This is a genomic window from Lentzea miocenica (assembly GCF_033949945.1).
In the GTDB taxonomy this organism is placed as follows: domain Bacteria; phylum Actinomycetota; class Actinomycetes; order Mycobacteriales; family Pseudonocardiaceae; genus Lentzea; species Lentzea miocenica.
The window spans coordinates 1-12,501 of sequence record NZ_JAXAVW010000028.1; the positions used below are offsets into that span (position 1 = coordinate 1).

Genomic DNA, 12,501 nt, shown 5'->3' on the forward strand with positions numbered 1-12,501 from the left:
GCGCACGGCGTGGACAAGGTCCTTGATCAGATTGGCGGGGTCCGGGGCGGAGCCCCGAAATCCCTAAACCGGACCCGACGGTGCCAACAAGACCACCTACGGAACCAGCCCAAGCTCCCGCCACCCAACCTCCCCAGCAGCCGTCAAAACCACCGCCCGAGACGTCCCAATCCTCCGAACCCACCCACGCTCAAAAAACACCGAACAAAGATGCGCCCCAGCACCCCCAGCAAGATGCGGCACCCGCTCAGTCCAATCCAAACAAGCCCGACTGACCGCCCGCTTAGACGGCTCGAACCCGAGCTCCTTCAACCACACCATCCCAAACTCGGTAACCGCCAACTCCCCAGCCAAGACCCCCAACTCCACCAGCCCAGACCTCAACGAAACCCCAAGCCGCCCAGCCAAGTGGTCATAACAGGTCCGCCCCCGAACCATCGCCTCCGAAGCAGAAACCGCCCGCAACCCCCGCGGCACACCCCCAGCCCCAGCCCCAACCCCGGCCCCGGCCCCAGCCCCAGCAAACGCCGCCATCGTTTCCAACAGCTCAGCAACATGCGGCCCAGCCAACGCCACATACCGATGCCGCCCCTGCCGATGCTCGACCAGCACCCCACCCTCGACCAACCGAGTCAAATGCTCACTGGCGGTAGAAGCAGCAACCCGAGCATGCGCAGCCAACTCGTTGGCCGTCCACGCCCGACCATCCAGCAAAGCCGAGCAGAACGCCGCCCGCGTCCTGTCCGCAAGCAGCCCGGCAACCACAGCAAGTCCCTCCACACACCCCATTCTGCGACCAGAACACTTCGGCCCCCACCGAAACGTCAGCGCCATACGGTCACCCCATGACCGAAGAGCTGCTGAGCCTTCCCGTCCCGCAGGTGCCCGCCGGAGCAACCGGAGTCGCGTGGCTACGAGCCCACGTGGTCCGCTTCAGCAACGGCCCAGACCACACCCGCAGGCGCGCGCTGACCACCAAGCTCCTCGAAAACGTCACCGCCACCACGCTCGACGAGCTGGCAGCAGCACTGAACCTGCCCGGCGCACTGCCCGACATCGCCACAATCGCCCCGGCCTACCAGCCACACGAGCAGATCACCGCAGAGGCCGACGCCGCTGTAGAACGCCTGGCCCCCGGCAAAACCGAAGAAGCCGCAGCCCGAATCGGACTCCTGGTCCAAGCCTGGGCAGCCACGCACGAACTCGCGGACCACCTCCGCACCTCAAACCCGGCCCCACCCGTCCCGATCACCCGCCGGGCCACCGAATCCGGCGTGATCGAGGTCAGCCTCGACGACCACCCGTTCGGCCACGGCCCCCACGCCTGCCCCGGCCGGACGATCGCCACGAAGATCGCCAAGAACATGGCGTTCCGCGCGCTCCACCACCAAACCGAGCCCCTGGTCCTCCCCAACGCCTGGGATCACACCTCAGCAGCCGCCCTGCACGCGGCAGGCTTCCCTGCCATCGGCACCACCAGCCTCGGCGTGGCGGCAGCCCACGGCATCCCGGACGGCATGGGCCAGGCCGGAGCACAGGCCATCGCACTGGCCAGGTTGCTGGCGGACCTGCCCTGCCCGGTCACCGCGGACCTGGAGTCCGGATTCGGCGCCACCCCGGAAGAACTGGCCGAGACAGTGGCCGGACTGGGAGTCGCCGGCATCAACCTGGAAGACGGCAGGCCGCACGGCCTGGCCGCACCCGAGGAGCAGGCCAAGCTGATCGAAGCCGTCAAACGACGCGCACCAGGCGTGTTCGTCAACGCTCGTGTGGACACGCACTGGCAGGGCACAGCCATCGACGAAACCCGGGACCGCGCCAAGCGGTACGTCGACGCCGGCGCAGACGGGATCTTCGTGCCAGGCGTGACCGAGCCTCACGACATCGAAAAGCTCGCGGGCCTCGCACCGCTGAACGTGCTCGCCCAGCAACGCACACCCAAAGAGCTGGGCGACCTGGGCGTCAAACGCATCAGCACCGGATCGCTGCTGTTCCGGGCCGCCCTCCGCCACACCGTCGCGACCGCGCGAGCAGTGCGCGACGGCCAACCCGCCGGCGCGGCGTTCAGCTACGCCGAGGTACAGGCCCTGATCAGCCCAGGAACACGTTCCGACGCTGGGTGAGCAGGCGGTACAGGGTCTGCTGGATCGTCTCGCGGATCTGGTCGGTGAGGTTGAAGACCAGCATCGGGTCGTCGGCCGGGTTCTCGCCGAACACGTCGGTGCGGATCGGCTCGCCGAACTCGATGTACCACTTCGAGGGCAGCGGGATGGCGCCCAGCGGGCCGAGCAGCGGGAAGAACGGCGTCACCGGGAAGTACGGGAAGCCGAACAGCCGGGCGAGCGCCTTGATGTCGCCGATCATCGGGTAGATCTCCTCGGCCCCGACGATCGAGCACGGGATGATCGGCACGCCGGTCTTCAACGCGGCCGACACGAAGCCGCCGCGGCCGAAGCGCTGGAGCTTGTAGCGGTCCTTGAACGGCTTGCCGACGCCCTTGAAGCCCTCCGGCCACACGCCGACGAGCTCACCGGACGACAGCAGGCGCTCGGCGTCCGGGTTGCACGCCAGCGTCTGGCCGCCCTTGCGGGCGAGCGCGCCGAGCACCGGGGTGCGGAACACCAGGTCCGCGCCGAGACCGCGCAGGTGGCGCTGGGCCGGGTGCTCGTTCGCGATGCCGTAGGACGTCATCAGGGCGTCGAGCGGCAACGTGCCGGAGTGGTTCGCCACGATCAGCGCGCCACCGGCCGTCGGGATGTTCGACATGCCGATGGTCTCGACCCGGAACCACTTCTCGTACAACGGCTTCAGCGGCGGCATCAGCACGTTCTCGGTCAGGTCGCGGTCGAAGCCGAACTCGTCGATCTGGTAGTCGCCCGCGATCCGCCTGCGCGCGAACGACAGCAGGTCGGTCAGCCTGCGTTCCCAGTCCGGTGTCTCGGACTGCTGCTGCGCCGGCTCGGGGACCACCTCGACGTGGCGTGATCTGCGCGCGGCGTCGCGCTCCGGGTCGTGCAGCGGGATAACGCGTGCTCCTGCCACTGCGTTCATCTCCTCAAGGCAAAGATCAGCGGAAACGAGCGGCCGCGTCGAGGATTCCCCGTTCCGCCGACGCAATCGTCTCTGGATCGATGAGCGGCTTCAGACCCCGGCCGCTCACGTAGTCGTCGAAGGCCTGTTGCGTGGTCCACCGCGGCGTGAACCCGAACTCCTTCTTCAGCGCGGTGGTGTCGACCACCCGGCCCCAGTTGAGGAACCTCATCTGGTCCGGCGAGAAGTCGACGAGCCGGGCGCTCCGGAAGAAGCCGCCGACCGTGGGCACGGCCATGCTGGGCACCGGCAGGTTCAGCCTGCCCGCCCGCCTGATGGCCTGCGACAGCAGCAGCACGCCGTCGCCTCCCACGTTGTACACACCGGGCAGGTCGTGCAGCGTCGCGCGCTCCAGGACCGCCAGCGCGTCCTCGGAGTGCAGCAGCTGCACACGAGCGTCGTAGCCCAGGACGGTGGGCACGACCGGTAGGGCGAAGTAGCGGGTCAGCACGGTGTCGATGCGCGGCCCGATGAAGTTCGTGAAGCGCAGCGTGGTGACGTTCACGTCCGGCCTGCGGCGGCCGAACCCGCGGACGTACCCCTCGACCTCGACCGCGTCCTTGGCGTAGCCGGACGACGGCAGGTCCTTGGGGCCCATGTCCTCGGTGAACACCGCGGGGTCGCGCGACGACGACCCGTACACGGCGCTCGTGGACTTCACGACGAGCTTCTGGACCTTCGGCGACTTCTGGCACGCGGCCAGCAGCTGCATGGTCCCGATGACGTTCATCTCCTTCATCGCCGTGCGACCGGTGGGGCCGGCCGGGTTGGCGGTGACGGAGGCGTGGACGACCGTGTCCACGTTCGCGGTGGAGATGACCTTGCTGATCAACGGGTTGCGGATGTCCGCCCGCACGAACTCCGCCCTGCCCATGCGGCGCAGGAGGTCACGTGGCGGCGGCTCGGTGTCCACACCGAGCACGCGCTCGATGTCCGGGTTCGCGGCGAAGCGTGCGGCGAGGTGGCCGCCGAGGAAGCGGCTGACTCCGGTGACGAGGACGACCTTGGGCGTCATGCGACTCCAAGCAGAAGGGCGTTGCGATTGGTCGATGCTACAGACCAGATGTGAAACCGGAGGGGGCCGGAACGCCGTCTTGACGCAGGTCACGCAGCCTTTACCGGCTAATCACCCGATCGGCGGCGACCGTTCCCGTGTTTCCCGCCGCTCGTCTCACTGGGTGATATTCCGTGTCGGCGCAAGCACCCGGCCAGGTCACCGACAGGTCCGGAAACGCAACCGCCGCCGATCCCTGTGAGGGGACCGGCGGCGGTAAAAGCGCATGCGGGGCTTACTTGCCGCGCTTCCTGCGCTGGACCCTGGTCTTGCGCAGCAGCTTGCGGTGCTTCTTCTTCGACATGCGCTTGCGGCGCTTCTTGATGACCGAGCCCATGCGGGTTCCTTAGCTCTAGACGTTGCTTTGACTGGCGCGCCCCAGCCTTGGCCGTGTCAAGCACGGCGCGCCGGTAAGCACGATCGGCCTACCAGTCTACCCGCTGGGGTTCGCCAGCCTTCAGCCAGCGTCGAAGTACGCGTTCTCGAGGTAGGCGTGCACCGCTTTTTCAGGCACCCGGAACGACTTTCCCACCCGCACAGCGGGCAGCTCGCCGGAGTGCACCAGCCGGTACACGGTCATCTTCGAGACCCGCATCATCGAGGCCACTTCGGCCACGGTCAGGAACTGGACCTGAGCGAGACCTGTTCGTTCGTTCTCCTTCGCAGGCATAAATCACCGCATCCTTAGACACGTGTCGTGCCGTCGGTCTTCCCCACCGACGGTTCGACACGCACGTGCTGCCTCTGAGAGTAGCGGGACTGGTGTGACTCCTGCGACGTCCAACCCAGTCAATCCTGGTCAGTCTTCGTGCTGACGGCCCAGCTCGACCGAGCGGTCACGCGCCGATTCGATGGCGGCGAGCAGGGCCGCACGGACGCCGTGCTTCTCCAGCTCGCGGATCGCCATGATCGTCGTTCCCGCGGGCGAGGTGACCGCCTCGCGCAGGATGACCGGGTGGCTCGTGCCCTCGGCCAGCATCGTCGCGGCGCCCACCGCCGACTGGATGATCAGCGTCGAGGCCAGGTCGCGCGGGATGCCGAGCAGGATGCCCGCGTCGATCATCGCCTCGACCAGGAAGAAGAAGTAGGCGGGGCCGGAGCCGGACAGGGCCGTCACCGCGTCCTGCTGCGACTCCGGCACCACTGCGACCTTGCCCACGGTCGAGAGGAGCTCCTCGACGACCTTGAGGTGCTCAGGCGTGGCGTTGGAGCCGCCGGACACCGCGCTCATGGCCTCGCCGACGACCATCGGGGTGTTCGGCATGACCCGCACGACCGGCGTGCCCGCGGGCAGCCTGCGTTCGTACAGGGACGTCGGCAGGCCTGCGCACAGCGACACGATGAGCGTGCCCGCGCGCAGCACCGGCTTCAGCTCCGTGAGCAACGGCTCGATGTCCTGCGGCTTGACCGCGACGACCAACACGTCGGCCTTGGCAGCGGCGCCGGCGACGTCCACCGCCTCGAACCCGTACTGCTCGGTGAGCGAGCGCGCACGGGCCTCGTGCTTCTCGGTGAACATCAGATCGGCGGCCGAACGGCCACCCTGCAGAAGCCCGGACAGCAGCGCCTCACCGATCTTGCCCGCGCCGAGCACCGCGATCTTCGTCATCGGTCAAGTCTCACACAGCAGGCGTCAACGCCAACTGCCGTGCCTGACACACCAGCCGGCCGGCTGAGTCGATCACCGTGGCGTCCTCGTCGAACCACTGGCCGTGCACCGCCTGACAGGTGACGTGGATGCGCAGCCACCCCGGCGCCGGCCGGGCCCGCAGCAACGCGGTCAGCTGCACCGTCGGCGACCACCCGAAGCGGCCGAGGTTGAACGTCACCGGCATCGACAGATCGCCCGCGAGCAACGCGAAGTACGGGTCCGGCTGCTCGTCGATCGGCCGCGCCCACAGCTTCAGGGTCAGCGGCCCGTCCGTGCGCCGGTCGAGGAACGTGGCCGACTCCCGGTCGATCCGCAGGTCGCAGAGGCTGCCGACCTTGTAGACCCCACCGGTGGGGAACGTCGCCAGCTCCACCGAACCGGGCGGCGGCGCGGCCGGGATCGCCGGCAGGTTCACGTAGTCGGCCCGGTGGTCGGGGATCCGCCCCGTCGTCACCGTCGCCTCGACGCACACCTGACCGCGCTGTTCCAAGGTCACCGCGATGACCGTTGCCGTCCGCCCCGCCTTGCGCACCTCGGTCCTGACCAGCACCGGACCGACCTCCGGCGCCCGCAGGAACTGGGCGGACACGGCCAGCGGATCGCCCTCGGCGACGTGGGCGGCCGCCCGCGTCATCACCGCGAGCAGGAACCCGCCGTGGGGTTTGGGACCGACGGTCCACTCGGCGGGCAGGGACGCGGTGAAGGTTCCGTCACCGAGCGACCGGACCGCACTGGACTTGGTGAAGGTCATGAGCGGCTGGCCAGCGACCGCAAGAAGAAAGTCACGTTGGCAGGCCGTTCCGCTAGTCGCCGCATGAGATATCCGTACCACTGCTCGCCATAGGGGACGTAAACACGAGTGCCAAGACGCCTCTGCTCTTCCGGCCGGATGCCGTAGAGCATCTGGTACTCGAACTCAGTTTTGTCATACCAGCGGGCCCGTTCGCCAATGATTTCGATCAACCGGGGATCGTGCGTGGCGAACATCGGGTAACCCTCTCCTGCGAGGAGAACGTTCAGGCACCGCACGTAGTTCAAGTCCACCTCGTGCGGATCCTGAATCGCAACCTCGGCCGGCTCCGCGTAGGCGCCCTTGACCAGCCTGACCCGTGATCCGGGCCCGGCCAGCGCCTTGCAGTCGTCCAGCGTCCGGTGCAGGTAGGTCTGCAGGACCGCCCCCACCCACGGCCAGGTGCGTCGCAGCTCCAGCAGGATCCGCAGCGTCGAATCCGTGGTGGTGTGATCTTCCATGTCGAGCGTGACCGTCGTGCCGCACTGCTCGGCCGCCGCACAGATCCGGCTGGCATTCGTCAGGGCGAGTGCCTCGTCGAGGTTCTGCCCCACCGCCGAGAGCTTCACGCTGACCTCGGCGTCCCTGGCCAGCCCGGCGGCGTGCAGCGCGTCGAGCAACTCCAGGTACGCCTGCACGATCTTCTCGGCCTGCGCCTTGTCCGTGGTGTCCTCGCCGAGGTAGTCCAGCGTCACCGGCAGACCAAGACCGCGCACGACGTCTACGGCGTCCTGCGTGGTCTCGCCCGCCACGAACCGCTTCACGACGTCGCGGCTGATCGGCGCGCTGGCGACGAGGTGGCGGACGGTCTCGTTGCGAGACGCAGCCATGATCAACGCTCGCAGCGGGTTCACACCCCGAACCCTAACTCGCCAGTCGAGTTACCGGTGTCTGGCCACCGCGACATCAGTGCGACAGCGACGAACGGCCCTTCCCCGCTCCACCCTCGGTCGGGAACTCCAGGTGCAGCCGCGCGAACAGCAACGACTCCGCGAGCATCTCCCGGCGAGCGGCAGGCGACGCCGCACGACGTGTGTTGACCTCCAGCACGACCTGCCCGTCGAACCCGCCCCGAGCCAGCAGCTCGCACAGCTCGGCACAGGGCTGTGTCCCGCGGCCGGGGACCATGTGCTCGTCCTTGGGCGCCCCGGACCCGTCCGCGAGGTGGATGTGCCGCAGCCCGTCGCCCATCCGCTTGGCCAGTTCCAGCGCGTCCATGTGCGCGGCCGCTGAGTGCGACAGGTCCAGCGTGTAGTTGCGATGTCCCACGTCGGTGGGGTCGATCGAAGGCTTGAACGCGGTCATCTGCACCGACCGGCCCCGCCCCAGCGGACGCCGCACCGGGAACATGTTCTCGACCGCGATGGCGATTCCGCTCTCGTCCTCCAGCGACGAGACGAGGTCGGCGAACCCGTCCGCGTACTTGCGCTGCCAGCGGAACGGCGGGTGCAGCACGACGGTCGGTGCCCCGAGGTCGGCAGCGGCCTGCACCGACTTGCGCAGGCGTTCGACCGGGTCAGGGGACCACACCCGTTGCGAGATCAGCAGGCAGGGGGCGTGCACGGCGAGGACCGGCATGCCCGATCGGGACGACAGGCGGTCGACGGCCCTGATGTCCTGCGACACCGGGTCGGCCCACACCATCAGCTCGACGCCGTCGTATCCCAGGTCGGAGGCCATCTCGAAGGCCGCTCCGGCGGGCTGCGGGTAGACCGACGCCGTGGAGAGCCCGACCGGGATGCGGGTGGTCAATTCTTCACCAGCAGCATCGCCGCTGGTGAGACGGTCACGATGAGGCCCACGAGCACGGCCAGGACGGTGGTCTGCAGATCGTCTGCTCGGCGGATCTTGCGAACTAGCAACACCAGACCCACGGTAACCGCAAGCGCCACCACGAGTGCGGCGGCGGGTACTGAGCGCCACAGGAAGTTGAACGCGAGCCACAGGGCCGCGCCGCCGAGCACGCCGACGGCGAGCTGGCCGATCATGATCAGCCATTCCTTGGCGGGCGAGCGCTGGCCGGCGTCTTCCGGCTCTTCGTCGGTGACTTCTTCGGCGTCGTCGAGACCGGCAGGACCGTCGTCCTCCACCTCGTCGTCCGCGAGATAGTCGTCCTCGGCGCGGTAGACGGCGTACTCCTGCGAGTCGTCGTCCACGTACGGGGCGGGGTGCGCCGCGGTCGACTCCATCGGCGCCATGGCCAGGTCGGTCTGGGCGGCCATCTCCTCGTCGGAGAACCAGGCGTCCGGCTGGTTGTTCGGCAGCGGTTCCGGCAACCTCGGCGGGGCGGGCGGCACGATCAGCACGGACTCGGTCTCGAGTGCGGCGATCTGGTCCACCGGCGCCTTGGCCGGGATGCGCGGGAGCTGCTCGGTCATCGCCTCGCGCGGCGGGCCCGGCACGACGGGCTTCGGCACGGGAGGCGGTCCCGGCTTGGGCGGCCGGGCGATGTTCGTGCGCGACGGGGCCGGCGGGGCACCCGCGTCCAGGCGCGAGCTCACGTCCGGACGGGGCATGTCCGAGCGCGACGGTGCCTCGGGACGTACGGCCTCGGGACGCGGCATGTCGGAGCGCGACGGCTGGTCGCGGACCTGCGGCACCTGCCTGGTCTGCTCGGCGGCGGCGACGGGCGGCGGCACGACCGGCGGAGCGGGAGGCGCGGGTCTGCGGACCTGCGGCGGCCCGGCGGGCGGAGCTACCGGCGGTTTCGGCTGGTACGCGGTGCGCTCGGCGGCGGGCGGCGCCGGGGGTTCGGGTGCCGCGCGACGGCCCGGCTGGGGCTGGTCGTCGTCGCGGATGGCCATCAGCCGGCCGCTGTCGGACAGCACCCGCTCGATGATCGTCTGGGGCGCGGTCTCCGGCTGCTGGACGTCGTCCTCGTCATCAGCCGCCCGGCGGCGTCGCCGACGTGGCGCACTCTCTGCGCTGCCCCCGTACTGGGCGAGCAGCTCAGCGACAGTGCGCTGCGTCTGGTCCGATCCGCTCTCTCGACTCATCAACTCCACCGTGCCCCGGTCTGGCCAGTCCGTCCAGTATCGCTCTGATCCGTCCCATCAGTGTGGTCCAGCCGCCGGAGGATGACACCCTCCCGGAGTGCCCAGGGGCAAATCTCCAGCTGCGTGAGTGACAGGGCTCGCATTGTTGCCTCCGCGACCAACGCGCCCGCGACGAGCTGATGGGCGCGTGAGGTGCTCACGCCTTCCAGCTCTGCGAGGTCGCTGGCCGACATCCGGGAAATGAACGCGATCAGCTGCCGCAGGCCGGCGTCGGTGAGAACCCGGCGCGCCCTGGGCCCGGCAGACGATGGCGCGGCCCCGGTGAGCCGCGCCAGCGTTCGGAAAGTTTTTGAGGTTGCAACCACTCGATCGGGTTCACCCGCGCGTTTCAGCTTCCGCGCCACGGGCGCGAGCTGTTCGGCGAGCCAGTCGGTGGTCTCGCGGACCTCCGAGCGCCGGGGCGGGTCCTTCTTGAACCGGGTCCTGGTGAGCCTGCCCGCGCCCAGCGGCACGGAGAAGGCCAGGTCCGGGTTCTCGTCACGGCCGATGGCGAGCTCCAGCGAGCCGCCACCGATGTCGAGGCTCAGCAGCTTGCCCGCGGACCAGCCGTACCAGCGGCGGACCGCGAGGAAGGTGTACTTCGCCTCGTCCTCGCCGGACAGGACCTTGAGCTCGACCCCCGTCTCGGTGCGCACCCGGTCGAGCACCTCCGCCGAGTTGCCCGCCTCGCGCACCGCCGAGGTCGCGAACGCCATCAGGTCGTCGCAGCCGGACCGCTTGGCCGACGCCTTCGCGGCGGCCACGGCACGAACGAGCTGGTCAGCACCCGTTTTGCGGAGCTGACCCTTCTCGTCGAGCTGCTCTGCGAGACGAAGGATCGTCTTCTCGGACGTCATCGGGATGGGGTGGGCACCACGATGCGCGTCCACCACCAGTAGGTGGACGGTGTTGGACCCCACGTCGAGAACGCCCAGGCGCACGCGGGAAACGGTACCTGGTCGTGTCCGTCAGGACTCGAACTTGTAACCCAGACCCCTGACCGTAACGAGGTGACGGGGAGCCGACGGGTCGGGTTCGATCTTCGAACGCAGCCGCTTGACGTGCACGTCCAGCGTCTTCGTGTCGCCCACGTAGTCCGCGCCCCACACCCGGTCGATCAACTGACCGCGGGTGAGCACGCGACCGACGTTGCGCAGCAGGTACTCGAGGAGGTCGAACTCCTTGAGCGGCAGGCTGATGTCCTGACCGGCGACGGTGACGACGTGGCGTTCCACGTCCATCCGCACCGGGCCGGCCTCCAGGATCTGCGGCAGCAGGTCCTCGGACTCGCCGCCGCGGCGCAGCACCGCGCGGATGCGGGCGATGAGCTCGCGGGCCGAGTACGGCTTGGTGACGTAGTCGTCCGCGCCCAGTTCCAGGCCGACGACCTTGTCGATCTCGCTGTCGCGCGCGGTCACCATGATCACGGGGACGGCGGAGCGCTGGCGCAGCTGCTTGCAGACGTCCGTGCCGCTCATCCCGGGCAGCATCAGGTCGAGCAGCACGATGTCGGCGCCGTTGCGGTCGAACTCCTCGAGCGCCTCCTGGCCGGTGGCCGCGAGCGCGGCGGTGAACCCTTCCTTGCGCAGCAGGAAGGCGAGCGGATCGGCGAAGGACTCCTCGTCCTCCACGATGAGCACCCTGGTCACAGCTCTCCTCCAGTGTCGCCCGCGCCGGTGGGGACGAGGGTCGGGTTGGGTTCGGTTGCCGCGGCCGGAAGCCGCAGCGTGAAGGTGGACCCCGTTCCTGGCAGGCTCCACAGCTTCACCTCGCCGCCGTGGTTGGCGGCGACGTGCTTGACGATCGCGAGCCCGAGACCGGTGCCTCCGGTCGCGCGCGACCGAGCCTTGTCGACGCGGTAGAACCGCTCGAAAACTCGTTTCTGCTGGTCCTCGGCGATGCCGATGCCGCGGTCGGTCACGGCGATCTCGACGTGCCCGTCCACCAGTCTGCGGCTCACGCTCACCGGGCTGCCGGGAGGCGAGTACGCGACGGCGTTGTCCAGCAGGTTCGTCAACGCCGTGACCAGCAACGACCTGTCACCCGGCACGACGAACCCGCTCGGTTCGTCGGTGGTGATCGAGATGTTGACGGACTCGGCGGCGAGCTTGGACCGCGACAGCGCCTCGTTGATCACGACGTCGATCTCGGTGTCGGACAGCTCCGGCAGCTTCTCCGCGCCCTGCAGGCGGGACAGCGCGATCAGCTCGGTGACCAGCACGCCGAGGCGGGTGGCCTCCTGCATGATCTTCGCGCTGAACCGGCGGACCTCGTCCTGGTCGTCGCTCGCGTCCAGCACGGCCTCCGCCAGCAACGCGAGCGCGCCGACCGGGGTCTTGAGCTCGTGGCTGACGTTCGCCACGAAGTCGCGCCGGGTCTTCTCCAGCCGCACCGCCTCGGACTCGTCGCTCGCGTCGACCACCGTGAAGCCCTCGGTGAGCAACCGGACCTCGGCGTGCACCGCCGCCGGCTGACGGCCCTTGGTCCCCTCCGGCGGCGAGATGTCGACGTAGACGACCTCGTTGCTGTTGCGGACGGCCTCTGCTGCCTTGCGTGCGCGGTCGTCGACCCGGTTGTTGCGGACGACGCCCAGCTCTTCTGCCCTCGGGTTGTGCAGCACGACGTCACCGAAGTGGTTCAGCACCACGATGCCGTCGTGGGAGTCCTCGACGATCCGCTGCATCAGGTCCGCGACCGTCAAGCCCTCGGGGGCCTTCGGTGTGCGCGGAGCGGTGAATCGGCCAACGAGGAAACCGGCGATCACGCCGATGAGCGCGACGCCGATCGACACAGCGAGGTAACCCGTTGTGGTCACGGGCGAATGGTAAGCAGCTGCCAGGTGTCCTGGCCTAGTACACAGGCATGAACCGTGACGCCTATG

General features: G+C 68.9%; 14 protein-coding genes. 1 reads left to right on the forward strand and 13 read right to left on the reverse strand.

Annotated features, from left to right (window positions below):
• Positions 1-96: 96 nt before the first annotated feature.
• The gene (locus SK803_RS30320) at positions 97-789 is read right to left on the reverse strand and encodes an ArsR/SmtB family transcription factor (RefSeq protein ID WP_406601607.1); all 693 of its coding nucleotides are present in this window, start codon (positions 787-789) and stop codon (positions 97-99) included.
• A gap of 56 nt (positions 790-845) precedes the next feature.
• On the opposite strand from SK803_RS30320, the gene SK803_RS30325 reads away from it, so the two are divergent.
• Positions 846-2,123, forward strand: coding sequence for an isocitrate lyase/PEP mutase family protein (locus SK803_RS30325; RefSeq protein ID WP_319969563.1), 1,278 nt, complete (start codon positions 846-848; stop codon positions 2,121-2,123).
• Here the strand turns inward: SK803_RS30325 and SK803_RS30330 are convergent.
• The 12 genes from SK803_RS30330 to SK803_RS30385 all read right to left on the reverse strand — a co-directional run bounded on the left by SK803_RS30330 (position 2,092) and on the right by SK803_RS30385 (position 12,435).
• Positions 2,092-3,051 carry a lysophospholipid acyltransferase family protein gene (locus SK803_RS30330; RefSeq protein WP_319969564.1) on the reverse strand — a complete coding sequence of 320 codons (960 nt, stop codon included), beginning with the start codon at positions 3,049-3,051 and terminating at the stop codon, positions 2,092-2,094. The two genes, SK803_RS30325 and SK803_RS30330, sit on opposite strands and share 32 nt — an antisense overlap.
• 16 nt (positions 3,052-3,067) lie before the next feature.
• Positions 3,068-4,105, reverse strand: coding sequence for an NAD-dependent epimerase/dehydratase family protein (locus SK803_RS30335; protein ID WP_319969565.1), 1,038 nt, complete (start codon positions 4,103-4,105; stop codon positions 3,068-3,070).
• A 274-nt stretch (positions 4,106-4,379) separates the two neighbouring features.
• On the reverse strand, positions 4,380-4,481 hold the full coding sequence (locus SK803_RS30340; RefSeq protein WP_015105422.1) for a 30S ribosomal protein bS22: 102 nt from the start codon (positions 4,479-4,481) through the stop codon (positions 4,380-4,382).
• A 120-nt stretch (positions 4,482-4,601) separates the two neighbouring features.
• Complete coding sequence (locus SK803_RS30345) at positions 4,602-4,814, reverse strand: helix-turn-helix domain-containing protein (RefSeq protein WP_030477960.1); 213 nt, start codon at positions 4,812-4,814, stop codon at positions 4,602-4,604.
• Between the two features lie 129 nt (positions 4,815-4,943).
• Positions 4,944-5,753 carry a pyrroline-5-carboxylate reductase gene (gene proC, locus SK803_RS30350; protein ID WP_319969566.1) on the reverse strand — a complete coding sequence of 270 codons (810 nt, stop codon included), beginning with the start codon at positions 5,751-5,753 and terminating at the stop codon, positions 4,944-4,946.
• 10 nt (positions 5,754-5,763) lie between these two features.
• Positions 5,764-6,546, reverse strand: a complete 783-nt coding sequence (locus tag SK803_RS30355; protein WP_319969567.1) for a thioesterase family protein — start codon at positions 6,544-6,546, stop codon at positions 5,764-5,766.
• A complete protein-coding gene (locus tag SK803_RS30360) occupies positions 6,543-7,439 on the reverse strand; it encodes a proline dehydrogenase family protein (RefSeq protein ID WP_319969568.1) in 897 nt (298 codons plus the stop codon). Before SK803_RS30360 ends, SK803_RS30355 begins: the two co-directional genes overlap by 4 nt.
• A 52-nt stretch (positions 7,440-7,491) precedes the next feature.
• Positions 7,492-8,337 (reverse strand): sugar phosphate isomerase/epimerase family protein, encoded by an 846-nt coding sequence (locus SK803_RS30365; protein WP_319969569.1) that lies wholly within the window; start codon positions 8,335-8,337, stop codon positions 7,492-7,494.
• On the reverse strand, positions 8,334-9,581 hold the full coding sequence (locus SK803_RS30370; protein ID WP_319969570.1) for a hypothetical protein: 1,248 nt from the start codon (positions 9,579-9,581) through the stop codon (positions 8,334-8,336). Before SK803_RS30370 ends, SK803_RS30365 begins: the two co-directional genes overlap by 4 nt.
• Positions 9,581-10,561 carry a Ppx/GppA phosphatase family protein gene (locus tag SK803_RS30375; RefSeq protein WP_319969571.1) on the reverse strand — a complete coding sequence of 327 codons (981 nt, stop codon included), beginning with the start codon at positions 10,559-10,561 and terminating at the stop codon, positions 9,581-9,583. Before SK803_RS30375 ends, SK803_RS30370 begins: the two co-directional genes overlap by 1 nt.
• Positions 10,562-10,588: 27 nt before the next feature.
• Positions 10,589-11,269 carry a response regulator transcription factor gene (locus SK803_RS30380; RefSeq protein ID WP_030477953.1) on the reverse strand — a complete coding sequence of 227 codons (681 nt, stop codon included), beginning with the start codon at positions 11,267-11,269 and terminating at the stop codon, positions 10,589-10,591.
• On the reverse strand, positions 11,266-12,435 hold the full coding sequence (locus SK803_RS30385; RefSeq protein ID WP_319969572.1) for a sensor histidine kinase: 1,170 nt from the start codon (positions 12,433-12,435) through the stop codon (positions 11,266-11,268). Before SK803_RS30385 ends, SK803_RS30380 begins: the two co-directional genes overlap by 4 nt.
• Positions 12,436-12,501: the final 66 nt, after the last annotated feature.

Excerpts from the sequence above, each read along its gene's own strand:
- SK803_RS30340 (WP_015105422.1), bottom strand. The coding sequence starts at position 4,481 with ATGGGCTCGGTCATCAAGAAGCGCCGCAAGCGCATGTCGAAGAAGAAG.
- SK803_RS30320 (WP_406601607.1), bottom strand. The coding sequence starts at position 789 with ATGGGGTGTGTGGAGGGACTTGCTGTGGTTGCCGGGCTGCTTGCGGAC.
- SK803_RS30345 (WP_030477960.1), bottom strand. The coding sequence starts at position 4,814 with ATGCCTGCGAAGGAGAACGAACGAACAGGTCTCGCTCAGGTCCAGTTC.
- SK803_RS30355 (WP_319969567.1), bottom strand. The coding sequence starts at position 6,546 with ATGACCTTCACCAAGTCCAGTGCGGTCCGGTCGCTCGGTGACGGAACC.
- SK803_RS30370 (WP_319969570.1), bottom strand. The coding sequence starts at position 9,581 with ATGAGTCGAGAGAGCGGATCGGACCAGACGCAGCGCACTGTCGCTGAG.
- SK803_RS30325 (WP_319969563.1), top strand. The coding sequence starts at position 846 with ATGACCGAAGAGCTGCTGAGCCTTCCCGTCCCGCAGGTGCCCGCCGGA.
- proC (WP_319969566.1), bottom strand. The coding sequence starts at position 5,753 with ATGACGAAGATCGCGGTGCTCGGCGCGGGCAAGATCGGTGAGGCGCTG.
- SK803_RS30330 (WP_319969564.1), bottom strand. The coding sequence starts at position 3,051 with ATGAACGCAGTGGCAGGAGCACGCGTTATCCCGCTGCACGACCCGGAG.
- SK803_RS30335 (WP_319969565.1), bottom strand. The coding sequence starts at position 4,105 with ATGACGCCCAAGGTCGTCCTCGTCACCGGAGTCAGCCGCTTCCTCGGC.